The sequence below is a fragment of the Pseudomonas fluorescens group sp. PF-1 genome, from assembly GCF_054481335.1.
In genome coordinates this window covers 1,548,208-1,574,020 of sequence record NZ_JBTMNG010000002.1, presented here as the reverse complement: position 1 = coordinate 1,574,020, position 25,813 = coordinate 1,548,208, and the positions used below count along the sequence as shown (strand labels likewise).

Annotated in this window: 22 protein-coding genes and 1 pseudogene; 11 read left to right on the top strand and 12 right to left on the bottom strand. The window is 60.8% G+C overall.

From position 1 onward, the window contains the following. Nucleotides 1-58 precede the first annotated feature (58 nt). The 11 genes from ACX3YD_RS21795 to ACX3YD_RS21745 all read right to left on the bottom strand — a co-directional run bounded on the left by ACX3YD_RS21795 (nt 59) and on the right by ACX3YD_RS21745 (nt 13,323). Nucleotides 59-775, bottom strand: coding sequence for a TetR/AcrR family transcriptional regulator (locus ACX3YD_RS21795; protein WP_458960968.1), 717 nt, complete (start codon nt 773-775; stop codon nt 59-61). Between the two features lie 99 nt (nt 776-874). Continuing rightward, nucleotides 875-2,377, bottom strand: coding sequence for a lysine--tRNA ligase (gene lysS / locus ACX3YD_RS21790; RefSeq protein WP_047526236.1), 1,503 nt, complete (start codon nt 2,375-2,377; stop codon nt 875-877). 113 nt (nt 2,378-2,490) lie between these two features. Further along, nucleotides 2,491-3,586 (bottom strand): peptide chain release factor 2 gene (gene prfB / locus ACX3YD_RS21785; RefSeq protein WP_103403637.1). Its coding sequence is split into 2 segments (ribosomal slippage): nt 2,491-3,513 and nt 3,515-3,586, totalling 1,095 coding nucleotides; the frame shifts between segments, so codons are not numbered across the junction. Between the two features lie 263 nt (nt 3,587-3,849). After that, nucleotides 3,850-4,851: a response regulator gene (locus ACX3YD_RS21780; RefSeq protein ID WP_103403639.1), complete on the bottom strand. Its 1,002-nt coding sequence runs from the start codon at nt 4,849-4,851 to the stop codon at nt 3,850-3,852. 48 nt (nt 4,852-4,899) lie between these two features. Further along, nucleotides 4,900-5,910, bottom strand: coding sequence for a chemotaxis response regulator protein-glutamate methylesterase (cheB, locus tag ACX3YD_RS21775; protein WP_103403640.1), 1,011 nt, complete (start codon nt 5,908-5,910; stop codon nt 4,900-4,902). Further along, nucleotides 5,907-8,207: a response regulator gene (locus ACX3YD_RS21770; protein WP_458960967.1), complete on the bottom strand. Its 2,301-nt coding sequence runs from the start codon at nt 8,205-8,207 to the stop codon at nt 5,907-5,909. Before ACX3YD_RS21770 ends, cheB begins: the two co-directional genes overlap by 4 nt. Then, complete coding sequence (locus ACX3YD_RS21765) at nt 8,204-8,887, bottom strand: chemotaxis protein CheW (RefSeq protein WP_103403642.1); 684 nt, start codon at nt 8,885-8,887, stop codon at nt 8,204-8,206. The genes ACX3YD_RS21770 and ACX3YD_RS21765 overlap by 4 nt, the downstream gene beginning before the upstream one ends. Further along, nucleotides 8,884-10,167 carry a CheR family methyltransferase gene (locus tag ACX3YD_RS21760; protein WP_458960966.1) on the bottom strand — a complete coding sequence of 428 codons (1,284 nt, stop codon included), beginning with the start codon at nt 10,165-10,167 and terminating at the stop codon, nt 8,884-8,886. Before ACX3YD_RS21760 ends, ACX3YD_RS21765 begins: the two co-directional genes overlap by 4 nt. Beyond that, nucleotides 10,164-10,700 (bottom strand): chemotaxis protein CheW, encoded by a 537-nt coding sequence (locus tag ACX3YD_RS21755; RefSeq protein ID WP_458960965.1) that lies wholly within the window; start codon nt 10,698-10,700, stop codon nt 10,164-10,166. The genes ACX3YD_RS21760 and ACX3YD_RS21755 overlap by 4 nt, the downstream gene beginning before the upstream one ends. Further along, a complete protein-coding gene (locus ACX3YD_RS21750) occupies nt 10,700-12,262 on the bottom strand; it encodes a methyl-accepting chemotaxis protein (RefSeq protein ID WP_458962072.1) in 1,563 nt (520 codons plus the stop codon). The genes ACX3YD_RS21755 and ACX3YD_RS21750 overlap by 1 nt, the downstream gene beginning before the upstream one ends. A 380-nt stretch (nt 12,263-12,642) precedes the next feature. Then, nucleotides 12,643-13,323, bottom strand: coding sequence for a tellurite resistance TerB family protein (locus ACX3YD_RS21745; RefSeq protein WP_103403646.1), 681 nt, complete (start codon nt 13,321-13,323; stop codon nt 12,643-12,645). A gap of 195 nt (nt 13,324-13,518) precedes the next feature. On the opposite strand from ACX3YD_RS21745, the gene ACX3YD_RS21740 reads away from it, so the two are divergent. From ACX3YD_RS21740 to ACX3YD_RS21690, 11 genes and pseudogenes are all read left to right on the top strand, one after another. Further along, a complete protein-coding gene (locus ACX3YD_RS21740) occupies nt 13,519-14,433 on the top strand; it encodes a LysR family transcriptional regulator (protein WP_047526220.1) in 915 nt (304 codons plus the stop codon). A 99-nt stretch (nt 14,434-14,532) separates the two neighbouring features. Further along, a complete protein-coding gene (locus ACX3YD_RS21735; protein WP_458960964.1) occupies nt 14,533-16,020 on the top strand; it encodes a gamma-aminobutyraldehyde dehydrogenase in 1,488 nt (495 codons plus the stop codon). A gap of 144 nt (nt 16,021-16,164) precedes the next feature. Then, on the top strand, nt 16,165-17,316 hold the full coding sequence (gene ydcS / locus ACX3YD_RS21730) for a putative ABC transporter substrate-binding protein YdcS (protein WP_047526217.1): 1,152 nt from the start codon (nt 16,165-16,167) through the stop codon (nt 17,314-17,316). Nucleotides 17,317-17,548: 232 nt separating this feature from the next. Continuing rightward, the gene (locus ACX3YD_RS21725; RefSeq protein ID WP_458960963.1) at nt 17,549-18,586 is read left to right on the top strand and encodes an ABC transporter ATP-binding protein; all 1,038 of its coding nucleotides are present in this window, start codon (nt 17,549-17,551) and stop codon (nt 18,584-18,586) included. A gap of 1 nt (nt 18,587) precedes the next feature. Further along, entirely contained in the window at nt 18,588-19,535 is a 948-nt protein-coding gene (locus ACX3YD_RS21720) for an ABC transporter permease (protein WP_090467393.1), read from the top strand. Continuing rightward, the gene (locus ACX3YD_RS21715; RefSeq protein WP_090467391.1) at nt 19,525-20,334 is read left to right on the top strand and encodes an ABC transporter permease; all 810 of its coding nucleotides are present in this window, start codon (nt 19,525-19,527) and stop codon (nt 20,332-20,334) included. The genes ACX3YD_RS21720 and ACX3YD_RS21715 overlap by 11 nt, the downstream gene beginning before the upstream one ends. A 174-nt stretch (nt 20,335-20,508) precedes the next feature. Then, nucleotides 20,509-21,933, top strand: coding sequence for a gamma-aminobutyraldehyde dehydrogenase (locus ACX3YD_RS21710; RefSeq protein WP_458960962.1), 1,425 nt, complete (start codon nt 20,509-20,511; stop codon nt 21,931-21,933). A gap of 226 nt (nt 21,934-22,159) precedes the next feature. Next, nucleotides 22,160-23,644, top strand: coding sequence for an APC family permease (locus tag ACX3YD_RS21705; RefSeq protein ID WP_458960961.1), 1,485 nt, complete (start codon nt 22,160-22,162; stop codon nt 23,642-23,644). A gap of 504 nt (nt 23,645-24,148) precedes the next feature. Next, nucleotides 24,149-24,483, top strand: a pseudogene (locus tag ACX3YD_RS21700) (hypothetical protein). A gap of 305 nt (nt 24,484-24,788) precedes the next feature. Beyond that, entirely contained in the window at nt 24,789-25,037 is a 249-nt protein-coding gene (locus ACX3YD_RS21695) for a CopG family ribbon-helix-helix protein (RefSeq protein WP_103403654.1), read from the top strand. After that, nucleotides 25,015-25,305, top strand: a complete 291-nt coding sequence (locus ACX3YD_RS21690; protein ID WP_458960960.1) for a type II toxin-antitoxin system RelE/ParE family toxin — start codon at nt 25,015-25,017, stop codon at nt 25,303-25,305. The genes ACX3YD_RS21695 and ACX3YD_RS21690 overlap by 23 nt, the downstream gene beginning before the upstream one ends. A gap of 49 nt (nt 25,306-25,354) precedes the next feature. Here ACX3YD_RS21690 and ACX3YD_RS21685 read toward each other — a convergent pair whose 3' ends face one another. Next, nucleotides 25,355-25,540, bottom strand: a complete 186-nt coding sequence (locus ACX3YD_RS21685; RefSeq protein ID WP_047538299.1) for a hypothetical protein — start codon at nt 25,538-25,540, stop codon at nt 25,355-25,357. Between the last annotated feature and the right edge of the window lie 273 nt (nt 25,541-25,813).

The window sequence follows — 25,813 nt, the reverse complement described above, 5'->3', positions numbered from 1 at the left end:
GTTAAGCCGACATCACGAGCAAGCACGCTCCCACAGGGTCAAAAAGCATCAACAGGATCTACGCCGACGCCAGCACCAGATGCATATAACGCGTCAGGATGCCGAGCATTTCCTCTTCGGCCACCGGTTCGGCGTCGTTGAGCAGGCCCTGATATTCCATCCGTCCGATTATCGCCGTCAACACTTTGGCATCCTGTTGCGGCTCACGGGAACCCAATACCTGAAACAGCTGGCAGGAGCCCTGCAGGAGAATCTGCTGGTGCGAGCGCACCAACTCGGCCAGGCGCGGGTTCAGCAGCGCTTCCTGGCGGAACGCCTGCTCGGCCATCAGATGTTCGCGACGGGTGACCAGTTGCCGGTGCACATAATCGGTCATCAGCCGTGCGATATCGTCCGCCAGCCTGGAACGGGCCTGCGGGCTGCCATCGCCGCTGTCGACCATTTCGCGCAGCAGGCCTTCGTTATTCACCCACAACTTGGCCATATAGGCCGCGCTGCGCTCCACGTATTGGGCGAAGGTATCGGTGAGCAGGTCATCGATATCCTTGAAGTAGTAAGTGGTCGCCGACAACGGCACATTGGCCTCGGCGGCCACAGCGCGGTGGCGCACGGCCCGCACGCCATCGCGCACGACAATGCGCATCGCCGCATCGAGAATGTCCTGTCGACGCTGCTCGCTGCCCTGCCGGCTGGCCTTGCGGCCCTGGTACTGAACACTTTCAGCGACCGCAGTGGCGATACCCGCTGCACCTTCTTGAGCCATTGCACGATTCACGACAGGTCTTTCCTCTCAGATGAAAGCAACAAACTGATACGTTTGTACCAGACAGGCAATAAAAAACCGCCTGAAGAGGCGGTTTTTTAGTTAAAACACTTACGCTTGCGGCCGCATGTGCGGGAACAGGATCACGTCGCGGATCGACGGGGAGTTGGTCAGCAGCATCACCAGACGGTCGATGCCGATACCTTCACCCGCCGTTGGCGGCATGCCGTATTCCAGCGCGCGAACGAAGTCGGCGTCGAAGTGCATGGCTTCGTCGTCGCCGGCGTCCTTGTCGGCCACCTGCGCCATGAAACGCTCGGCCTGGTCTTCCGCGTCGTTCAACTCGGAGTAGGCGTTGGCGATTTCACGGCCGCCAATGAACAGCTCGAAACGGTCGGTGACGTTCGGGTTTTCGTCGTTACGACGAGCCAGCGGCGACACTTCGAACGGGTACTGGGTGATGAAGTGCGGCTGTTCCAGCTTGTGCTCGACCAGCTCTTCGAAAATCATCACCTGCAGCTTGCCCAGACCTTCGAAGCCCAGCACCTTGGCGCCAGCCTTCTTGGCGATGTCGCGGGCCTTGTCGATGTCGTTCAGGTCGTCAGCGGTCAGCTCAGGGTTGTACTTGAGGATCGAGTCGAACACCGACAGACGCACGAACGGCTCGCCGAAGTGGAACACCTTGTCGCCGTACGGCACGTCGGTGCTGCCCAGAACCAGCTGCGCCAGTTCACGGAACAGTTCTTCGGTCAGGTCCATGTTGTCTTCGTAGTCGGCGTAGGCCTGGTAGAACTCCAACATGGTGAATTCAGGGTTGTGACGAGTCGAAACGCCTTCATTACGGAAGTTGCGGTTGATCTCGAACACTTTTTCAAAACCACCGACCACCAGACGCTTGAGGTACAGCTCAGGCGCGATACGCAGGAACATTTCCATGTCCAGCGCGTTGTGGTGGGTTTCGAACGGCTTGGCTGCCGCGCCGCCCGGAATGGTTTGCAGCATCGGCGTTTCCACTTCCAAGAAGTCACGCTTCATCAGGAAGCTGCGGATGTGGGCGATGACTTGCGAACGCACGCGAAAGGTCTGGCGCACGTCTTCGTTGACGATCAGGTCAACGTAACGCTGACGGTAGCGTTGCTCGGTGTCGGTCAGGCCGTGGTGCTTGTCCGGCAGCGGGCGCAGGGATTTGGTCAGCAGGCGCACGCTGGTCATTTCGACGTACAGGTCGCCCTTGCCGGAACGAGCCAGGGTGCCTTCGGCGGCAATGATGTCGCCCATGTCCCAGGTTTTCACCGCGGCCAGGGTTTCTTCGGACAGGGTCTTGCGGTTGACGTAGACCTGGATGCGACCGGTCATGTCCTGGATCACCATGAACGAGCCACGGTTGAGCATGATGCGACCGGCAACCTTGACCGGGATCGCAGCCTCTGCCAGCTCTTCCTTGGTCTTGTCCGCGTACTGTTTCTGCAAGTCATTGCAGTAGTTTTCGCGGCGGAAGTCGTTCGGGAAGGCATTGCCCTTGGCGCGCTCGGCAGCCAGCTTTTCCTTGCGCAGGGCGATCAGGGAGTTTTCTTCCTGTTGCAGGGCTTGCGGGTCGAGTTCTAGGTCGCTCATGTCTTTAGATATTCCATCACGGGTTCGTTGCCCCCGGCCTGCGGCCGGGGATCGCCAGCAGGCTGGCTCCTACAGGGATCGCGTTAATTCAGCCGATCCTGTGTTTACGTCTTTTACAGCCCGGATTTCAGGCTGGCTTCCAGGTATTCGTCGATGTCGCCATCGAGCACCTTGTCGCAGTCGCTGCGTTCGATGTTGGTGCGCAGATCCTTGATCCGCGAGGCATCCAGCACATACGAACGAATCTGGTGACCCCACCCGATATCGGACTTGGTGTCTTCCAGGGCCTGGGAGGCCGCGTTGCGTTTCTGCATTTCCTGCTCGTACAACTTGGCCCGCAGCATTTTCATGGCGGTGTCCTTGTTGGCGTGCTGGGAACGTTCGTTCTGGCAGCTGACCACGGTGTTGGTCGGTACGTGGGTGATACGTACGGCCGAATCGGTGGTGTTTACGTGCTGACCACCGGCACCGGAGGAACGATAGGTATCGATCCGCAGGTCCGCCGGGTTGATCTCGATTTCCACCTTGTCATCGATCTCGGGGGAAACGAACACCGCAGAGAACGATGTGTGACGACGGTTGCCGGAGTCGAACGGGCTCTTGCGCACCAGGCGGTGTACGCCGATCTCGGTACGCAGCCAGCCAAAGGCGTATTCGCCCTTGATGTGCACGGTAGCGCCCTTGATCCCGGCGACTTCACCGGCGGACAACTCCATGATGGTCGCGTCGAAACCGCGTTTGTCGGCCCAGCGCAGGTACATGCGCAACAGGATGTTGGCCCAGTCCTGGGCTTCGGTACCGCCGGAGCCGGCCTGGATGTCCAGGTAGGCGTTGTTCGGGTCCATTTCATGGCTGAACATGCGGCGGAATTCAAGCTTGGCGAGGTTTTCCTCGAGACGGGCCAGCTCGGCGACAACATCGCCGACCGCGCCTTCGTCGTTTTCTTCGACGGCCATGTCCAGCAGGTCGCGGCAATCGGCCAGACCAGCGTTCAGTTCGTCCAGGGTTTCGACGATCTGAGCCAGCGCAGAGCGCTCGCGGCCCAGTTCCTGGGCGTACTCAGGTTTATTCCAGACATTCGGATCTTCAAGCTCGCGATTGACCTCGGTCAGACGCTCATGCTTTTGATCGTAGTCAAAGATACCCCCGAATGGTTTCGGAGCGCTCGGACAGGTCCTTGATGGTGTTAAGGATCGGGTTGATTTCCATGGCGGGCAGCACTCGTTGGCGAACTTTTGAAAGCCGGCGAGTATAACGGCAAACGGCTGGAAACGGCAGTCCGCTTGGCCGAAAAGGCAGGGTTTAGGGGGAAATGTTGATCAGTTAAAACACCAAACCTGCGGGAGCGAGCTCGCGCCGGGCGGCGTTCCGACGATGGCGGTATAACCTTCAACATCGATGTTGACTGACACGCCGCTTTCGCGAGAAAGCTCACTCCCACAAAGGATGCGTTGATTAGCAGAATAGGCGGATCACCCAATCCCCACCTGATTGCGCCCATTGTTCTTCGCCAGATACAGCCCCTTGTCCGCCGCCGAAATCAATTCGCGGCAATTGCTGCCTGCTGTCGGGGTGATGGTCGACAGGCCGATGCTGATGGTCAGGCTTGAGCCTTCGCTCGGGGAGATGTGCGGGATCTTCAGGGCTTGCACGGTCATGCGCAGTTTCTCCGCCACCAGCCGTGCACCGCCCGGTGAGGTATTGGGCAGGACCAGGGCGAATTCTTCGCCGCCGTAACGGGCCGGCAGGTCCGAAGGCCGGGCACTGGCATCGCGGATCGCCGCGGCCACCTTGCGCAAGGCCTCGTCGCCTTCCAGGTGGCCGAAGGTGTCATTGAAGGTCTTGAAGTAATCCACGTCGATCATCAGCAGTGACATTTGGCTCTGCTCGCGCAGGGAGCGGCGCCATTCAAGCTCTATGTATTCATCGAAATGCCGACGGTTCGACAGACCGGTCAGGCCGTCGGAGTTCATCAGGCGTTGCAGCACCAGGTTGGTGTCGAGCAACTGCTGCTGACTGACGCGCAAGGCACGATAGGCCGCGTCCCGTTGCAACAGGGTCATGTAGGAACGCGAGTGATAGCGAATGCGCGCGACCAGTTCGATGTTGTCCGGCAGCTTGACCAGGTAATCGTTGGCCCCGGCCGCGAACGCGGCGCTCTTGATCAACGGGTCTTCCTTGGTCGACAGGACGATGATCGGGATGTCCTTGGTCGCCGGATGATTGCGGTATTCGCGCACCAGACTCAAGCCGTCAAGACCGGGCATGACCAGGTCCTGAAGGATCACGGTCGGCTTGATGCGAACCGCATGGGCAATCGCCTGATGCGGGTCGGCGCAGAAATGGAAGTCGATGTTTTCTTCGTTCGACAACCCGCGCCGCACCGCCTCGCCGATCATTGCCTGATCATCCACCAACAACACCATGGCGGCGTTTTCGTCAGTCTTGAAGTCGTCGAGCTGTAAATCATTCATCTGCGTTCACCTGAATACTGCTTGGGCCAGGATTGCTGCGAAAAGTCGTCATTTGGGGAAAATCTCCAGCAATCGTGGCGCTATCTTTTCCAGCGGACGGATTTCAACAGCGGCGTCGATGGCCGCGGCCGCCTTCGGCATGCCATACACCGCGCTGCTTTGTTGGTCCTGAGCGATGGTCAAGTAGCCCTGTTGGCGCATGAGTTTAAGCCCCTGTGCACCATCACGCCCCATGCCGGTGAGCAACACGCCCACCGCATCGCCGTTCCAGTAGTTGGCCACACTCTCGAAAAACACATCGATAGAGGGCCGATAGATTTCGTTGACCGGCTCGGCGGTGTAAGCCAGCGTGCCGTTTTTCAACAAACGAATATGGTGATTGGTGCCGGCCAGCAGCACCGTGCCGCTTTGCGGCGTATCGCCTTCCATGGCCAGGCGCACCTTGAGCCCACTGGCGCTGCCGAGCCATTCGGCCATGCCGGCGGCGAACACCTGGTCGACGTGTTGCACCAGCACGATGGCGGCGGAAAAATCCTTCGGCAGGCCCTTGAGCAAGACTTCCAGCGCCGCCGGTCCGCCCGCTGAAGAGCCGATGGCGATCAGCCGCTTGGCCGAGGCAGAACTGCGCGCCGGACTTGGCGCCGGACGTTCCCGAGCGCGTTTATCGCCGATCAGCCAGCCGATGTTCATGATCTTGCGCAGCAAGGGCGCCGCCGCTTCCTGGGCGTTGCCGGCACCAAGGGCCGGAGTATCGACCACATCCAGCGCCCCATGGCCCATGGCTTCGAACACCCGGTGCACGTTCTGCTGGCGATCCACGGTCACGATGACAATGGCACAGGGCGTCTCGGCCATGATCCGGCGGGTGGCTTCGACCCCGTCCATCACCGGCATGATCAGGTCCATCAAAATCAGATCCGGCGTCTGCCCGGCAGCCTTTTGCACAGCTTCCTCGCCGTTGGCGGCCACCCAGATCACCTGGTGCGCCGGCTCGAAGGCCAGCGCCCGGCGCAGCGCTTCCACGGCCATGGGCATGTCATTGACGATGGCTATTTTCATGCCCGCGCTCCTCCTATGAGCTCAACCACTGCATCGAGCAGGGCGTCGTCATGAAAACTGGCTTTGGCTAGATAATAGTCGGCTCCAGCGTCCAGTCCACGGCGACGATCCTCTTCACGATCCTTGTAGGACACCACCATCACCGGCAGCGATTGCAATCGATTGTCCCGGCGCAACAAAGTCACCAGTTCGATGCCGTCCATGCGCGGCATGTCAATGTCGGTAATCAGCAGATCGAAATCCTCTGAACGCAGCGCATTCCAGCCGTCCATGCCGTCGACCGCCACGGCCACGTCATAGCCCCGATTAAGCAACAGCTTGCGCTGCAGCTCACGCACGGTCAGGGAGTCGTCGACCACCAGAATCCGCTTGCGGGCCACCTCGACTGCCTGGTCGCCATGTCGGGCAATGCGCTCCAGGCGCCCGGTATTGAGCAGTTTGTCCACCGAGCGCAGCATGTCTTCGACGTCGACGATCAGCACCACCGATCCATCGTCGAGCAAAGCCCCGGCAGAAATATCCTGGACCTTGCCCAAACGCTCATCCAGCGGCAACACCACCAGGGTCCGCTCGCCGATAAAGCGCTCAACCGCCACGCCGTAGATCGTATCGCGCTCGCGGATCACCACCACCTTCAGGGTCGGCTGGTGGCCTTGATTGACCGGACGCTGCAACAGCTGACTGGCCGCCACCAGGCCGACATGCCGGCCCTCGTACCAAAAATGCTGACGCCCCTCGACCTGCACAATGTCAGCCGCCTCCAGATCGCACATGCGTTCGATGTGGGCCAGGGGAAAGGCATAAGCCTCGCCGCCCACTTCCACCACCAGGCTGCGCACCACCGACAGGGTCAGCGGCACTTCAAGATGGAAGCGACTGCCCTCGCCCGCCGTCTGTTCCAGCACCACGGCGCCACGCAACTGGCGGACCATATGCTGCACCGCGTCCAGGCCGACACCCCGCCCGGAGACTTCAGTGACCGTGTCGCGCAGGCTGAAACCCGGCAGGAACAGGAAGGTCAGCAGTTCCTCTTCGCTGAGTTGGGCAGCGGTTTGCGCCGGGGACAACTGGCGTTCGACGATGCTGCGTCGAACCTTCTCAAGATCGACGCCGTTGCCGTCATCGCTCAGTTCCAGCACCAGCAAGCCCGCCTGATGGGACGCGCGCAACCGGATCAGGCCCTCTGCCGGTTTGCCCGCCAACAGCCGTTGCTCAGGGGTTTCGATACCGTGATCGACCGCATTGCGCAGCAGGTGCGTCAGCGGCGCTTCGAGTTTTTCCAACACGTCGCGGTCAACCTGGGTCTTCTCACCCTCGATTTCCAGGCGCACCTGTTTTCCGAGACTGCGACCAAGGTCGCGGACCATCCGCACCTGACCGCTCAAGACATCGGCGAACGGACGCATGCGACAGGCCAGCGCGGTGTCGTACAACACCTGCGCGCGTTGACTGGCCTGCCAGACGAACTCATCCAGCTCGGCGTTTTTTTCCACCAGCAATTGCTGGGACTCCGCCAACAGTCGCCGTGCATCTTCGAGGGCTTCCTGGGCCTCGAGGCTCAGCGCTTGCTCCTTGAGATGGACGTTGAGGTTTTCCAGAGCGCGCAGGCCATTGTTCTGCATGCGCTTGAGACGCTGCATGGTGGCCAGGTGCGGTTTGAGGCGCAGGGTTTCCACCAGGGATTTGCTCGACAGATCGAGCAGGCTGTTCAGGCGTTCGGCCGTGACCCGCAGCACGCGCTCACCGTTCTCGGTGGTGCGCCGGGTCTTTTTCGGCGCTTCGGGCAGCGGCTCTACGACAGGTGCCGGCTCTTCGAGCCAGGCCAGCGGCGGTTCGAGCTGGAGTTCCGCCATCAACGGCGCGGCGGGGGCCGAGACCGGAACGGCAGCAGCCGCAGCCGCAGCCGCAGCCGGATCGAGCAGGCCCCCCATCAAGGCAACATAGGCCTCGATATCTTCCGGCAGCGGAGCATTGTTCGGCGTCGCGATGCGCATCAGCAAATCGGTGCCTTGCAGCAACGCGTCGATGTGTTCGGGTCGCAGCAGCAAGCGGCCTTCCTGGGCGCTGACCAGGCAATCTTCCATGACATGGGCAACGCTGACGCCTGCATCCACGCCGACGATACGTGCCGCCCCCTTGAGCGAGTGCGCCGCGCGCATGCACGACTCGAGTTGATCGGCCTGGGTGGGATTGCGCTCCAGGGCCAGCAGCCCCGCACTCAGCACTTGGGTCTGGGCCTCGGCTTCCAGGCTGAACAGTTCCAGCAGAGAGGTGTCGCGCATCTGCTCGGGGGTCATGTGAGGCTCCGGGTCACGGCGGACAATAGCTGCTCTTCATCCAGCCAACGCAGGCTGCGACCTTTGAATTGCAACACGCCGCGAGTGTATTTGGCACTGGCCTGAGTGCCGGAGCGCGACGCGGCATCGAGGATCTGCTCGTCGATGGCATGAATGCCGTCCACTTCATCCACCGGCACCACCACCGGCCCGCCATGGGCAGCGATGATCAACATGCGCGGCATGACCCGTGTGCCGGAGGCGACGTTGCTGATGCCATCGAGCCCCAACAATTCGACCAGCGAGAGGCACGCCACCAGCGCACCGCGCACGTTCGCCACGCCGAGCAAGGCGCCGGAGCGCTGGTGCGGCAACGAGTGAATCGCTTGCAACGGCGCGACTTCCACCAAACTGCGGGTGGCCAGGCCCAACCATTCTTCGCCGAGGCGAAACATTAATAGCGAGCGGGTTTTCACCTCACTCTCCACGGTATTGGACACCTGCACGCGGTCATCCTGCTGCAGCGCATAACGATCCAGCAGGCGCGTGGCGGCGGTCGAATACACGGCGCAATTGCGGCAATGAATGTGTTCGCTCAGCAGCGGGCAGGACTTGTCGCCATGGATACCGATGCGGTTCCAGCAATCATCGATGGCCTGGGCATCTTCATGGGTGACGCTAAAGGTGTCGGAGGCGATCATCGTTTACGCTCACGGTCAGCGGTGCGCTCGCTGCGGGCGGCGCGCTCCTGCAATCGTCTGGCCCCCACGGTGTCGCCCTGGGATTGCAGCAAGGCTGCCAGCTGCAACAACGCGGCGGGATGTTGCGGTTCGAGGTACAACGCCTTGCGATAAAAGCCCTGGGCTTCCAGGACATTGCCCGCCACATCGCTGAGCAACCCGAGCCAGTAAAACACCTGGGCCACCGGCTCATGACTGCGCAGGTAACTTTCGCACGCGGCACGGGCTTCGGCACTCTTGCCTTCGTTGGCCAGCGAGGCGATGTTCGCCAACAGCGTGACCACATCGACGCCGGCTTTTTTGGCCACAGGGGTTTCTGGCGCTACAGGCGCGAACGGGCGCCTGTTCATGGGCGCAGGCACCACGTTGCGCACCGGTCGCGGCACGGGCAATGGCGCAGGCAATGATGCTGGAACAAAGGCCAGCGCCGGTTCAGGTTCCAAAGCCTTGTGACGACTGAAGGCAAAGGACTGTGGAATGCCGATGGAGCGCATGCCGAAACGCCCCAGCAGGCCACCTTCGGCCGGGCCGATAAACAGCACACCGTCGACGTGGGTCAGACGCTTGAGGACTTCGAACACCTGCTGTTGCGTTGCCTGATCGAAATAGATCAACAGATTGCGGCAGAACACGAAGTCGTAAGGAGGCTCGTTGACGAGCAACGCCGGATCGAGCACGTTGCCGACCTGCAGGCGAACCTGGTCCAGCACCCGGTCACTGAGGCGAAAACCGTCGTTCTGCGCCGTGAAATGCCGGTCGCGGAAGGCGATATCCTGACCGCGAAACGAATTCTTGCCATACAGCGCACGCCGGGCCTTTTCCACCGACAGCGGGCTGACGTCCATGCCTTCGACCTTGAACTGGTGCGGCTGGAACCCGGCGTCCAGCAGCGCCATGGCAATCGAGTACGGCTCTTCACCGGTTGAGCATGGCAGGCTGAGAATCCGCAGTGCCCGCAGATTGTTGATCTCGGCCAGACGTTTGCTCGCCAGTTTCGCCAGGGTGGCAAAGGATTCCGGGTAACGGAAAAACCAGGTTTCAGGAACGATCACCGCTTCGATCAGCGCCTGCTGTTCATCTCGTGAACCCTGCAGGATTCGCCAGTATTCGTCGGCGGTGAACGCATTGGACATGGTGCTGCGCTGGCGAACGGCACGCTCGATGATGGCGGGCCCCACGGACGACACATCGAGGCCGATGCGCTCCTTGAGGAAATCGAAAAAGCGCGGGTCGCCGCTCATGGCCGTTCCTCAAGCAGCGCCAGGTCCAGCGGCGTCGACGGGAACAGCAGCGCGCGCACCTGATCGTCCAGCAAGTCGGCGACCCGTACCCATTGCAGCAAACCTTGCGCATCTTCCCGCACAGGCCCCAGGTAAGGGGCCCGGCGATTGTCGAGGCCGTAGGGCTGAAAATCCGTCGGATTGCATCGCAAAGTGTCGGTGGCCTGTTCCAGAATCAAGCCGAGCAATTTCATCTCTGCGCCTTCATCCGCGCGGTAATGAACCAGCACCAGCCGAGTGCTGGTTCGAGCCTGGGCTGGCGCGCCAAACGTCAGGGCGCACAGGTCGATCACCGGCACCACCGCGCCACGATAGGCGAAAACCCCGGCGACCCAGTGCGGCGCGTGGGCAATCGGCTTCAAGGGCTGGCGCGCCAGCACCTCCGCGACTTCGGTGGCTTGCAAGGCATAACGCTCGCTGCCGATGCGGAATACCAGAAACAACGCATGCAACGCCTGCTTCACGGCAGTGCGTTTGGCCGTGAGTTCGCTCATCAGACTTTGAATCGCGAGACGCCGCTACGCAGCCCTACGGCCACCTGACTCAGCTCGTCGATGGCGAAACTGGCCTGGCGCAGGGATTCAACGGTCTGACTGCTGGCGTCGCCCAATTGCACCAGGGCGTGGTTGATCTGCTCGGCGCCGGTGGCCTGGGCCTGCATGCCCTCATTGACCATCAACACGCGCGGCGCCAGTGCCTGAACCTGATGGATGATTTGCGACAGCTGCTCGCCGACCTGCTGCACTTCGGACATGCCGCGGCGCACTTCCTCGGAGAATTTGTCCATGCCCATCACACCGGCCGATACCGCCGACTGAATCTCGCGCACCATCTGCTCGATGTCATAGGTGGCGACAGCGGTCTGGTCCGCCAGACGCCGTACCTCGGTGGCCACCACGGCGAAACCGCGGCCGTATTCCCCGGCCTTCTCGGCTTCGATCGCCGCGTTGAGCGACAGCAGGTTGGTCTGGTCGGCGACCTTGACGATGGTGACCACCACCTGATTGATGTTGCCGGCCTTCTCGTTGAGGATCGCCAGTTTGGCGTTGACCAGATCGGCCGCGCCCATCACCGAATGCATGGTTTCCTCCATGCGCGCCAGCCCCTGCTGCCCGGAACCGGCGGCCACCGAGGCCTGATCGGCAGCGCTGGAGACCTCGGTCATGGTGCGCACCAGGTCACGGGACGTGGCGGCGATTTCACGGGAGGTCGCGCCGATTTCGGTGGTGGTGGCAGCGGTTTCGGTGGCGGTGGCCTGTTGTTGCTTGGACGTGGCGGCGATCTCGGTGACTGACGTGGTGACTTGCACCGACGAGCGCTGGGCCTGGGACACCAGCGAGGTCAGTTCGCTCATCATGTCGTTGAAGCCGGTTTCCACCGCGCCAAATTCGTCCTTGCGCTCCAGGTTCAGGCGATTGCTGAGGTCACCGGTGCGCATCACTTCAAGGATGCTGACGATGCGGTTCATCGGCGCCATGATCGCGCGCATCAACAGCAGACCGCAGAGACCGGCAGCCAGTATGGCGACCAGCAGAGAGACGCCCATGCTGATTTTTGCCGTGACCACCGCGTCATCGATGGCCGCCATGTCCTTGTCCGCCACCGCCTTGTTTTCTCTGATGATGTCATTGAGTTTCATGCGGCCTGCCGTCCAGGCCGGGGTCAGTTGCTCGTTGAACAACTTGATGGCTTCAGCTTCCTGGTTGCGCTTGTGCAAATCGAGGACGGCGGCATGGATTCGGTTGAACTCTTCGTGCCTTTGTTCAAAGGCCGCAAATTCAATTTTGTCTTCCTCCGTGGTGACGGTGCCGCGATAGTTGGCTAGCTGCTCCTGCAGGCGCGTCTCGAAAACCTTGAAATCGGCGGCATCTTCGGCGCTGACGCCCTGCCCTTCTTTCAAGCCGAGCATTTCCTGTGTCTGAAGGTAGGTGTCGACCCAGGCGCTGCGAATCATCGAGCTGAAATAGACCCCGGGCAAAGCGTCATCACGCACGCTGGCTTCGCTGTCCTCGATTTTCAGCAATCGTGAATAAGAGGCGACGACCATCAACAGCATGATGGCGATAATTACCGCAAAACTCGCCAAAATGCGTTGGCGCAACGTCCAGTTCTTCACAATCAGTCCTCAGGGGCCATTTTCAAATGCTGGGGGAGTATAGCCGAGGGCGGTGTTTCATTTATAAGACGCTTGTGCACCACCTCACATCTCGGCATGAAAGGCAGGACTCGCTCTGGACCGGGACTTTCCGCCATTGCTCAGGAAACTGACCAGTGGCGTTTCGGTAGAAAGGAGCCGTGATTCGGCCATGAGTGAAGTCGTCGTAACTGAATTGGCTTCGCCAGCATGCCCGCGCCTACAGGTCCGGGAAAACCTCAGCGGCCCCAACCACGTCACGTCTGCAGGCGCTGGCTTGCCAGCGAATACCTGTGGAAGGTCTACATCGAAGCCTGGCGAACCTGTTTCTCCAATTCCGCCTTCAACCCCGGCTCAAGCTTGAGCTGTCGCGCCAGTTCATCGAGATAGGACTTCTCCATGAAGCTCTCCTCATCCACCAGCATCACGCTGGCGATGTACATCTCGGCGGCCATTTCCGGGGTGCTGGCGGCGCGGGCCACATCGGCCGGGTCCAGGGGTTTGTTGAGTTCGGCGTGCAACCAGTGCGCAAGCGCCTGATCGTTGTCCAGCCTGGTGAACTCACCTTCGATCAACTCGCGTTCGCGCTCGTCGATATGACCGTCGGCCTTGGCCGCCGCCACCAGGGCCTTGAGAATCGCCTGGCTGTGCTGCTCGACTTGCGCCGTCGGTAAACGGTCGAGGGTTTGCGGTTCACGTTTCGGTGCCGTGCCCTGCCCAGCCTGCCAGTTGCCATATGCCTTATAAGCCAGTACGCCCAGCGCCGCGAGACCACCGTACACAGCCACCTTGCCTCCGACTTTGCGGGCTTTCTTGCTACCCAGCAGCAACCCCATGGCGCCTGCGGCCAGCGCACCGCCGCCAGCGCCCGAAAGCAGCCCGCCCAAGCCACCGGAAGCCTTGTTCTGCGCGCCGCCTGCCTTGTTCTGCAACAAGTCCTGGCCAGATTTGAGTAGCTGATCGAGCAATCCACGGGTATTCATTTTCCGCCTCCAAAAAAGGTGTAACCGGATTTTGAGGCCCCAGCCTAGTTCGAAAGTGCCCGACGGCTGCCAGGGAGAGTGCTTCCAGATGTTGCCCTGCTGCTGTCACTGAAGCTTGAAGCATGCAGTAAGTTTCGGTTTTTTAGATATACACTCGGACAAATCGATAAAAACCGCTCACCGGGTACGTTTCCCATGATGACCTTGCGTCAGATCCGCCATTTCATCGCCGTGGCCGAGACCGGCTCGATCTCCGCCGCCGCACAAGCTGCCTTCATTTCCCAGTCCACCCTGACCCTGGCCATCCAGCAGTTGGAAGAGGAAATCGGCGTCAGCCTGTTCAGCCGTCACGCCAAAGGCATGACCCTGACCCACCAGGGCCATCAATTCCTGCGCCAGGCACACCTGATCCTGGCCACCGTGGACAACGCCAAACGCAGCCTGCAACAAAGCACCGACCAAGTCGCCGGGCAGTTGATCATCGGGGTGACCAGCCTGGTGGCCGGTTATTACCTGGCGGACTTGCTCACCCGCTTCCAGCGCGCCTACCCCAACGTCGAAATCCGCGTGATGGAAGACGAACGCCCGTACATCGAACATTTGCTGGTCAGCGGCGAGATCGATGTCGGCGTACTGATTCTTTCCAACCTCGAAGACCGCCACGCCCTGCAAACCGAGGTGCTGACCCATTCGCCCCATCGGCTCTGGCTACCGGCCCAGCATCCGCTGCTGGAGCACGACAGCATCAACCTGGCCGATGTCGCCCGCGAACCCTTGATTCAACTGAACGTCGATGAAATGGACCACAACGCCCAACGCATGTGGTCGGCAGCCTCGCTGCAACCGCGCATCACCTTGCGCAGCGCCTCGACCGAAGCCGTGCGAAGCCTGGTAGCCGCGGGCCTGGGCGTATCCATTCAGCCTGACATGACCTACCGACCATGGTCGCTGGAAGGCGACATCATCGAAGCGCGGCCGATTGCCGACCTCAGCCAGACCCTCGACGTCGGCCTCGCGTGGCGACGGGGTACGGCGCGCCCGGCGCTGGTGGACCCGTTCCTGACCGTCGCCCGCGAGCAACCCCACGGCGGACGCAAGCCATCTATTTAATCGAACGCCACCTTCAGTATTTAGTATTTGTCGACCTCGGGTCCGCGCACTAGTCTTGCTTCATCTATAAGACGGCCGGCCCCAGTCACAGGGAGCAACATGGCCACACAAGAAAAGAGAATCCGAAAAATGGCTGGCGCGCAGACCCCGTTGTTTACCGCCTTGTTGATCGATGGCGAATTGGTCGCGGGCCAGGGCGTTGCCGAGCCGATTATCAACCCGGCCACAGGCGAAGTCCTGACACAGATCGCCGAAGCCAGCACCGAACAAGTCGAAGCCGCCATCCTCGCCGCCCACCGCGCCTTCGCCAGTTGGTCGCGGACCACTCCGCAGCAGCGCTCGAACCTGTTGCTGGACATCGCCAACGCCATTGAAAAAAACGCCGACCTGCTCGCCCGCCTCGAATCCCTGAACTGCGGCAAACCGTTGCACCTGGCCCGCCAGGATGACTTGAGCGCGACGGTCGACGTGTTCCGTTTCTTCGCCGGCGCCGTGCGCTGCCAGACCGGACAACTCAGCGGCGAATACCTGCCGGGCTACACCAGCATGGTGCGGCGCGATCCCATCGGGGTCGTGGCGTCCATTGCGCCGTGGAACTACCCGATCATGATGGCCGCCTGGAAAATCGCCCCCGCCCTGGCCGCCGGTAACACGCTGGTGTTCAAACCGTCCGAACACACGCCGCTGTCGATCCTGGCCCTGGCGCCAGCGCTGGCCGAGATTCTGCCGCGCGGCGTGATCAACATCATCTGCGGTGGCGGTGAAGGCGTCGGCAGCCATTTAGTCAGCCACCCGAAAGTGCGCATGGTGTCGCTGACCGGCGATATCGTCACCGGGCAAAAAATCCTCCAGGCCGCAGCAAAAACCCTCAAGCGTACCCACCTCGAACTCGGTGGCAAGGCGCCGGTGATCGTTTGCAACGATGCCGACATTCAGGCGGTGGTCGACGGTGTGCGCGCCTACGGCTACTACAACGCCGGCCAGGACTGCACCGCCGCCTGCCGGATTTACGCGCAGAAGGAGATTCACGATCGCTTGGTGGCCGAACTCGGCGCGGCGGTCAGCAGCCTGCGCTTTGCCGGCAAACGCGATGCCGACAACGAACTCGGCCCGCTGATCAGCACTCGCCAACGCGACCGCGTGGCCAGTTTCGTCGAACGCGCCCTCGGTCAACCGCACATCGAACGGGTGACCGGTGCCGCCGTGCATTCCGGCGCCGGCTTCTATTACCAGCCGACCCTGCTGGCCGGTTGCAAACAGGGCGACGAAATCGTTCAGCGCGAAGTGTTCGGGCCGGTGGTCACCGTGACCCGCTTCGATGAGCTGGAGCAAGCGGTGGACTGGGCCAACGATTCGGAATACGGCCTGGCGTCGTCGGTCTGGACCCAGAACCTCGACAAGGCGATGCAAGTCGCCGCGCGATTGCAGTACGGCTGCACCTGGATCAACAGCCATTTCATGCTGGTCAGCGAGATGCCCCATGGTGGCCTGAAGCGTTCCGGCTACGGCAAGGACCTGTCCAGTGATTCGCTCCAGGACTACAGCGTGGTGCGGCACATCATGGCCCGACATGGCCGGGAGTTTTGAGCCGCACGCTGCACCTCAGGTGCAGGCCTGCGTTTTTCTTGCGGCTTGACGCTTGAAACTTGCAGCTACGCTAACAACAACAATTAGCAGTACGCATTACCGAACCCACTGCCCCGACCATAATTTGAAAAAGAGGGATTTCCCATGTTCGTGCACAAGACCGCACTGCTCAGTGCAATCACCACCGCGCTGCTGGCCAGTGCCAGTGTCCAGGCCGCAGAGCCGCTGAAAGCTGTCGGGGCCGGCGAAGGCCAATTGGATATCGTGGCCTGGCCTGGCTACATCGAACGTGGCGAAAGTGACAAGGCCTACGACTGGGTGACGGGTTTCGAGAAGGAAACCGGCTGCAAGGTCAACGTGAAGACCGCCGCGACGTCCGACGAGATGGTCAGCCTGATGGCCAAGGGCGGTTACGACCTGGTCACCGCGTCCGGCGACGCCTCGCTGCGCCTGATCGTCGGCAAGCGTGTTCAGCCGATCAACACCTCGTTGATCCCGAACTGGAAGAACATCGACCCGCGCCTGAAAGATGCGCCGTGGTACGTGGTCAACAAGCAGACCTACGGCACCCCGTATCAATGGGGTCCGAACGTGCTGATGTACAACACCAACGTATTCAAGACCGCACCCGACAGCTGGGGCGTGGTGTTCAATGCGCAAAACCTGCCGGACGGCAAACCGAACAAGGGTCGCGTGCAGGCCTATGACGGCCCGATCTACATCGCCGACGCGGCGCTGTACCTCAAAAGCACCCAACCGGAACTGGGCATTCAGAACCCCTATGAACTGACCGAAGCGCAATACAAGGCGGTGCTCGATCTGTTGCGCGCCCAGCAGCCGCTGATTCACCGCTACTGGCACGACACCACCGTACAAATGAGCGACTTCAAGAACGAAGGCGTGGTCGCGTCCGGTGCCTGGCCGTATCAGGTCAACGGTCTGGTGAACGAGAAACAACCGATCGCGTCGACCATCCCTAAAGAAGGCGCCACCGGTTGGGCCGACACCACCATGATGCATACCGAGGCCAAACACCCGAACTGCGCCTACAAGTGGATGGACTGGTCGCTGCAGCCAAAAGTCCAGGGTGACGTGGCGGCATGGTTCGGTTCGTTGCCAGCGGTGCCTGCGGCGTGCAAGGAGAGCGAACTGCTCGGCGCCGAAGGCTGCAAAACCAACGGTTTCGACCAGTTCGACAAGATCGCCTTCTGGAAAACCCCGCAGGCTGAAGGTGGCAAATTCGTGCCGTACAGCCGCTGGACCCAGGACTACATCGCGATCATGGGCGGCCGCTAATTCTTGAAGTGAAGTAGATCCCTGTGGGAGCGGGCTTGCCCGCGATGGCGGAGCGTCAGGCAACACCCTATTGACTGTGCTGGCGCCATCGCTGGCAAGCCAGCTCCCACAGTTGATTACCTCTGTTGCCACTGCCGAGCAAGGCAGCCGGCTGTAGTTGACCGTTACTCGTTTTTTCAGAAGTCCAGGCAGGGCCGCTGCGACGGCCCGCGCCTTTTTGGAGCACCGCACCATGACGCTTGCAGTCCAGTTCACCAACGTTTCCCGTCAGTTCGGCGAAGTGAAAGCCGTTGACCGGGTTTCCATCGACATCCAGGACGGCGAGTTCTTCTCCATGCTGGGGCCTTCCGGCTCGGGCAAAACCACCTGTCTGCGCCTGATCGCCGGTTTCGAACAACCGAGCGCGGGCTCTATCCGTATTCATGGCGAAGAAGCCGCCGGGCTCCCGCCGTACCAGCGCGATGTGAACACCGTGTTCCAGGATTACGCGCTGTTCCCGCACATGAACGTTCGCGACAACGTCGCCTACGGCTTGAAGGTCAAAGGCGTCGGCAAGGACGAACGCCTCAAACGCGCCGAAGAAGCCCTCGACATGGTCGCCCTCGGCGGCTATGGCGAGCGCAAGCCGGTGCAGCTCTCCGGTGGCCAGCGCCAGCGCGTAGCCCTGGCCCGCGCCCTGGTCAACCGTCCGCGCGTGCTGCTGCTCGACGAACCCCTCGGCGCGCTGGACTTGAAACTGCGCGAGCAAATGCAAGGCGAACTGAAGAAGCTGCAACGCCAGCTCGGCATCACCTTCATCTTCGTCACCCACGACCAGACCGAAGCGCTGTCCATGTCCGATCGCGTCGCTGTGTTCAACAAGGGCCGCATCGAACAAGTCGACACCCCGCGCAATCTCTACATGAAACCGGCGACCACGTTCGTCGCCGAATTCGTCGGCACCTCCAACGTGATTCGCGGCGATCTGGCAAAACAGTTGAGCGGCAATCCCCAGCCGTTTTCGATTCGCCCGGAACACGTGCGTTTCGCCGAAGGGCCGCTGGCCGCACACGAGATCGAAGTCAGCGGCTTGCTGCACGACATCCAGTACCAGGGCAGCGCCACCCGCTATGAACTGAAGCTGGAAAACGGTCAGACCCTGAACATCAGCCAGGCCAACAATCAGTGGCTGGACGTCAGCGCCCAGCACCAGACCGGGCAACGCATCAGCGCACGCTGGGCACGCGAAGCCATGGTCCCGCTGTCCGATACCGTTGCAGGCGGGGTGTGACATGAACACCTTGGCCCTCTCTCAAAACCCGTCGGGCGGCTCGCCGTTGCGCAGGTTTTCCAACCTGCTGTATCGCCGCCCCAACCTGTACCTGTCGCTGCTGCTGGTGCCGCCGCTGCTGTGGTTCGGCGCGATCTACCTGGGCTCGTTGCTGACACTGCTGTGGCAGGGTTTCTACACCTTCGATGACTTCACCATGGCGGTCACGCCGGAGCTGACCCTGGCGAACTTCGCCGCGCTGTTCCAGCCATCGAACTTCGACATCATCCTGCGCACCCTGAGCATGGCCATCGTGGTGTCGATCGCCAGTGCCATCGTTGCGTTTCCGATCGCCTACTACATGGCGCGCTACACCACCGGCAAGACCAAGGCGTTTTTCTACATCGCGGTGATGATGCCGATGTGGGCCAGCTACATCGTCAAGGCCTATGCCTGGACGTTGCTGCTGGCCAAGGGCGGCGTGGCGCAGTGGTTCGTGCAGCACCTGGGCCTGGAACCGGTGCTGCAGTTCGTGCTGGGCATTCCCGGCGTAGGCGGCAGCACCTTGTCGACCTCGCACCTGGGGCGCTTCATGGTGTTCGTCTATATCTGGTTGCCGTTCATGATCCTGCCGATCCAGGCGTCGCTGGAACGCCTGCCGCCGTCGCTGCTGCAAGCGTCCGCCGACCTCGGCGCCAAGCCGCGCCAGACCTTCATGCAAGTGATTCTGCCGCTGTCGATTCCGGGCATCGCCGCCGGCTCCATCTTCACCTTCTCGCTGACCCTCGGTGACTTCATCGTGCCGCAACTGGTCGGCCCGCCGGGTTACTTCGTCGGCAGCATGGTGTACGCGCAACAAGGCGCGATCGGCAACATGCCGATGGCGGCGGCCTTCACCCTGGTGCCGATCGTGCTGATCGCCATTTACCTGTCCATCGTCAAACGTCTGGGGGCCTTCGATGCACTCTGAAAAGGCTTCAATAGGGCTGAAAATCGCGGCCTGGGGCGGGTTGGTGTTCTTGCACTTCCCGATCCTGATCATCTTCCTGTACGCCTTCAACACCGAAGACGCAGCGTTCAGCTTTCCGCCCAAGGGTTTCACCCTGAAGTGGATAGGCGTGGCGTTCTCGCGGCCTGACGTGCTGGAAGCGATCAAGCTGTCGCTGCAGATCGCCTCGATTGCCACGCTGATCGCCATGGTCCTCGGCACGCTGGCGTCGGCGGCGCTGTACCGCCGGGATTTCTTCGGCAAGCAAGGCATCTCGCTGATGCTGATCCTGCCGATCGCCCTGCCCGGGATCATCACCGGTATCGCGCTGCTGGCGACCTTCAAGACGCTGGGCATCGAACCGGGGATGTTCACCATCATCGTCGGTCACGCGACCTTCTGTGTGGTGATCGTCTACAACAACGTCATCGCCCGCTTGCGTCGCACCTCCCACAGCTTGATCGAGGCCTCGATGGACCTCGGTGCCGACGGCTGGCAGACCTTCCGCTACATCGTCCTGCCGAACCTGGGCTCGGCGTTGCTGGCCGGCGGCATGCTCGCCTTCGCGCTGTCGTTCGACGAAATCATCGTCACCACCTTCACCGCCGGCCATGAACGCACCCTGCCGCTGTGGCTGCTCAACCAGCTCAGCCGCCCTCGGGACGTACCGGTGACCAACGTCGTCGCGATGCTGGTGATGATAGTGACCATGCTGCCGATCCTCGGTGCCTATTACCTGACCCGTGGCGGTGAAAGCGTTGCGGGCAGTGGCGGAAAATAACCGAATCACCAGAGGAACCCGGCCCCTGTAGGAGCGAGCTTGCTCGCGATGATCTCAAACACACCGCGGGCAACCAGACTGAACGCGTCATCGTTCACGTCCATCGCGAGCAAGCTCGCTCCTACAGGGCCCGGTTCAGACAGAAAAACAAACAGTTTCGAAGAGGAGAAGAACATGCAAACCCAACTCTTGATCAACGGCCAGCTCGTCAATGGCGAAGGCCCTGCCCAACCCGTGTTCAACCCGTCGCTGGGCCGCGTACTGGTGGAAATCAACGAAGCCAGCGAAGCCCAGGTCGATGCCGCCGTGCGCGCCGCCGATGCCGCGTTTGACAGCTGGTCGCAAACCCCGCCGAAAGAGCGCTCGCTGCTGCTGCTCAAACTGGCTGACGCCATCGAAGCCCACGGCGAAGAGCTGGCCAAACTGGAATCGGACAACTGCGGCAAGCCTTATAGCGCTGCGTTGAACGACGAGATTCCGGCGATTGCCGACGTGTTCCGTTTCTTCGCCGGTGCCAGCCGCTGCATGAGCGGTTCGGCCGGGGGCGAATACCTGCCGGGCCACACCTCGATGATCCGCCGCGACCCGGTGGGCGTGATCGCCTCCATCGCGCCGTGGAACTACCCGCTGATGATGGTCGCCTGGAAAATCGCCCCGGCCCTCGCCGCCGGTAACACCGTGGTGCTCAAGCCATCGGAACAAACGCCGCTGACCGCATTGCGCCTGGCGCAACTGGCGTCGGAAATTTTCCCGGCTGGCGTACTCAACCTGGTGTTCGGTCGCGGTCCTACGGTCGGTAGCCCACTGGTCACCCACCCGAAAGTGCGCATGGTGTCGCTGACTGGCTCGATCGCCACCGGCTCGAACATCATTTCCAGCACCGCCGACAGCGTCAAACGCATGCACATGGAACTGGGCGGCAAGGCCCCGGTGATCATTTTCGACGACGCCGATATCGACGCCGCGGTGGAAGGCATTCGCACCTTCGGCTTCTACAACGCCGGGCAAGACTGCACTGCGGCCTGCCGCATCTATGCGCAGGAAGGCATCTACGAAAAATTCGTCGAGAAGCTCGGCGCGGCCGTCAGCAGCATCAAGTACGGCTTGCAGGATGATCCGTCGACCGAGCTCGGTCCATTGATCACCCCGCAGCACCGCGACCGCGTGGCCGGGTTCGTCGAACGCGCCGTGGCGCAGCCGCACATCCGCTTGATCACCGGCGGCAAAGCCGTGGACGGCAACGGTTTCTTCTTCGAACCGACGGTGCTGGCCGATGCGCGGCAGGACGACGAAATCGTCCGTCGCGAAGTGTTCGGGCCGGTGGTGTCGGTGACCAAATTCACCGATGAAGCGCAGGTATTGGGTTGGGCCAACGATTCGGACTACGGCCTGGCATCGTCGGTGTGGACCGCCGACGTCGGTCGTGCCCATCGCTTGTCGGCGCGCCTGCAGTACGGCTGCACCTGGGTCAACACCCACTTCATGCTGGTCAGCGAAATGCCGCACGGCGGTCAGAAACTGTCCGGCTACGGCAAGGACATGTCCATGTATGGCCTTGAGGATTACACCGTCGTGCGCCATGTGATGTTCAAGCACTAAAAGCATCGCCAGCAGGCTGGCTCCCACCGTTTGGAATGCGTTTCCCTGTGGGAGCCAGCCTGCTGGCGATTGTGTCACTCCGGCTTCAGGGTAGAAACCGGCACTAAGCACCACCAGGCTCCACACCAAAGCAGTCAAAACAATAACCACCGATCCGGGCTGAGCCACCACGGCCCCGCCACGGCTTCGGACATCCGAAATCTGCCGATTTTCCGGAGCAAACACTATGAGTGCATCACCCGATTTCCCTGCCGACGTTGTCGATAGCGACGCCGAGCAACTACGTAAACTGGGTTATACGTCCAACTTCAATCGCAGCATGAGCCTGTGGGAAAACTTCGCCCTGGGCTTCACTTATCTTTCCCCGGTCGTCGGGGTTTATACCCTCTTCGGCCTGTGCCTCGCCGCGGGTGGCCCACCGATGTTCTGGGCCTACCTGCTGGTCGGTTGCGGCCAGTTACTGGTGTGCCTGATCTTCGGTGAAGTGGTGTCGCAGTTCCCGATTTCCGGTGGCGTGTACCCCTGGGCCCGTCGTTTGGTGGGCAAGCGCTGGGCGTGGATGGTCGGCTGGATCTACTCCATCGCCCTGTGCGTGACCATCGCTGCCGTTGCCGTGGGTGCGGGTCCCTACCTGGCCGCCATGATGGGCTTTGAACCGAACAACAACACCAACATCGTCATTGCCCTGTTCCTGACGCTGTTCGCCACGCTGGTCAACCTCAGCGGCACCAAAACGCTGGCGCGCATTGCCATGTTCGGCTTCCTCTGCGAACTGATCGGCGCGGTGATCGTCGGTGTCTACCTGTTGGTTTTCGAACGCCATCAGTCGCTCAGCGTGTTGTTCAACACCTTCGACATCAGCATCGATGGCTCGTACCTGCCCGCCTTCCTCACCGCGTCGCTGGCGGGGATGTTCCTGTACTACGGCTTCGAGGCCTGCGGCGACGTCGCCGAAGAAACGCCGAACCCGAGCAAGAAAATCCCGGTGGCCATGCGCATGACCATCTACATCGGTGGCATTGCCGCGATGTTCGCCTGCCTGGCGCTGATCCTCGCCGTGCCAGACATGCAAGCCGTGATCAACGGCACCGACAAGGACCCGGTCACCACCATCCTCAACAACGCCTTCGGCCCCGTGGGTTCGAAAGTGGTGATGGGCGTGGTCATGATTTCCTTCATCTCCTGCGTCATCAGCCTGCAAGCGGCGGCGAGCCGTCTGCTGTATTCCTATGCCCGTGACGAGATGGTGATCGGCAGCCGATTGCTGAAGAAGATTTCTCCTACGACCCAGGTTCCGGTTGCCGCACTGTTCGTGTCCGGTGTCCTGCCGGCCCTGATCATCATCCTCGGCTTCTTCCTGCAGGACGCCGTCGCCACCATCGTCAGCTTCGCCGCCATCGGCATCTACCTGGCGTTCCAGATGATCGTGCTCGCCGCGCTTTATGCACGCCTCAAAGGCTGGAAACCGAGCGGCAAATTCACCCTCGGTGCCTGGGGCTGGCTGGTGAACATCGGCGCACTGGCCTATGGCATCGGCGCCATCGTCAACATGGCCTGGCCACGTACCCCGGATGCGGCGTGGTACATCAACTACGCCATGGTCCTGAGCACCGCCATCGTCATTGGCCTGGGCCTGCTGTACATGTGGATCGCCAAGCCGTATGACCACGGTACGGCGCCTGCCGGGGATGCCTGGAAGGTGAGCCGCTAACGGTATATGCCCGTTGAACGAACACCCTGCCTGCTGTGATGCGGGCAGGGTCAGGCTGCTGATTCGCTTGCGGTTTGACGAGCCGTTCGACGGACATGAAAACCGCCCCTGAAGGCGGTTTTGCTTTTTAAGAGATGTCACTTTTGCAGAGGCAAAAGCAGAAAAAAACTACAGATTCGACCTTCATGAAAAACCCGCGATTCCTACATCACGCGTCGCCAGAGTAGACTTGGCGCCGCGAGCGCCTGACCGATAGGCTTTGTCCCGTCGCTGCACAATCAGCGACCCGGAGTCGAAGCCGGAACACGTCAAAACGGTGCTTGCGTGCCCCCATAGAACTGTGGCTTTTTTTTGCTCAGTTCTGCTCCATGGCGGGCCGTGTGGTGCGGGCCTTCCGCCTTCCGTTTTGACTGGAAGTGTCCCGACTTCGAACGCCACTCGACTCGCCACCCAACCTGTCGGAGGGTTGATGGCGACTTTCCAAATCAAAACGGAAGTTACCTCATGCAATCGTCGGCTAAAAACGCTGCCCTTCCCTGCTTCACCCCTACCGTCTTCACCCGCCACAACCGTTTCCTCCACGCCTTCATCCAGGACCACCAAGCCTGGTTCTGCGCTCAGGACCATCTGAGGCAATGGTTGAGCAACGAAGTCGTGCCCATGCTGCGCAATGCGCAGACCACGTCACCGGAAACCTGCCCAGCCTGAGCGCCTTGAATTGGGCCGGAGTTTCGGTGCCTCTGCTGCACTACCAACATCACGCCTGGATCAAGTGGCGGGACATGCCTGAGTTGATGCAAGTACAACGACCCTATTCGGTTGCGGGCAGTTGCCACTGAGACTTGAGGCCCTAATGAAAACGGGGCGGACTCAAAAGTCTGCCCTGCTTGCCGAATGGCTACGGCATAGCAGTTTTCGGAAAGACTTGAACGGGAGTCGATAGCAGCGCTCACCCCGATGCCAGTGGGTGCCGGAGCACTCAGCCTCTTTAGAGGCAATCACTCGCAACATTTCCCTTCGTCCACTGCGGCACCACTGACTAGAGTGTCTTTTACCCGAACACGTGGTAACGGTTGACGAACATCGCAGTACACCCTAGGGTGTTTACGTGGTTTACAGCGTATACACTTTGAGGAAAGCCGCCATGGCCTCGCCCGTTCTATCTTTTCGCGTCGAAGAGTTTCTGGCTCAACAATTGGATCAACTGGCAGCAGCTACTGATCGCGATCGTCAATATCACCTCAAGCGCGCACTGGTGCGATACGTGGAAGCTGAGTCTTGGCACCTGCAAGCTATCAGCGAGGGTATAGCCGATGCAGATGCTGGGAAACTCACCGACCTGGACGCCGTGAAGGCTAAGTGGAAAAAACGTGCCGAACGTAGTACTGACTGAAAAAGCGGAAAGCGACCTCGACAATATTCATGACCACTACCGAGACGCTGTTGGTGCAGACACCGCCATAAATATCATCTCGACGATTTTGCAGTCCTTTCAACAATTAGAGCTGTTTCCTGGATCAGGCAGACCTTCCGTAATGCCAGATGTGCGAGAACTGGTCCTCGATCGTTATCCCTTCATTGCACCGTATCGATTTGCCAACGGACAAATTCAAGTGTTGCGAGTACTGCATCAGCGAATGGCGCGCTCGCAAGATTGGTAAAAATGGCAATCAGCCGCGACAACCTTGCCGCGACTGAATGCCCCTTTTTTCAAAACCTCGAAACACTACGCATCGCATCCACCAGATACCTCATCGCAATCCGGTCGCTCTCCGACAATTCGCGATAGCGCTCCACCAGTTTCATCTCTTCGGAATTGAGCCGGCGCCTTCGCCGCCCGCTGCCCAGGCACGGAAAGATTCCCAGCAGTTCGGTGATGCCTTGTACTTTCGACATGGACGATGTCCTTCTCTACGTCAAAGAAAACTTCAGAAACCGCATCGCCCTACCCTTTTCAGCAGCCTTCTCGTGCCGACTGAATCGCACCGGCCCGAAGGGCATAAACCGGTCATGCCCACAGAATAGAAATAATCCGGACGCTGAAAAGCGGTTTTTAGAGTAATTAGTCGAAAAAAGCAGAAATGCCCTCTAAATCAGACGCCACTGTCGGAAATGTTTCCCGACATGTCTTGTTTCATTGCCGCGCTAGCGTCGTGCCATCAATCAATT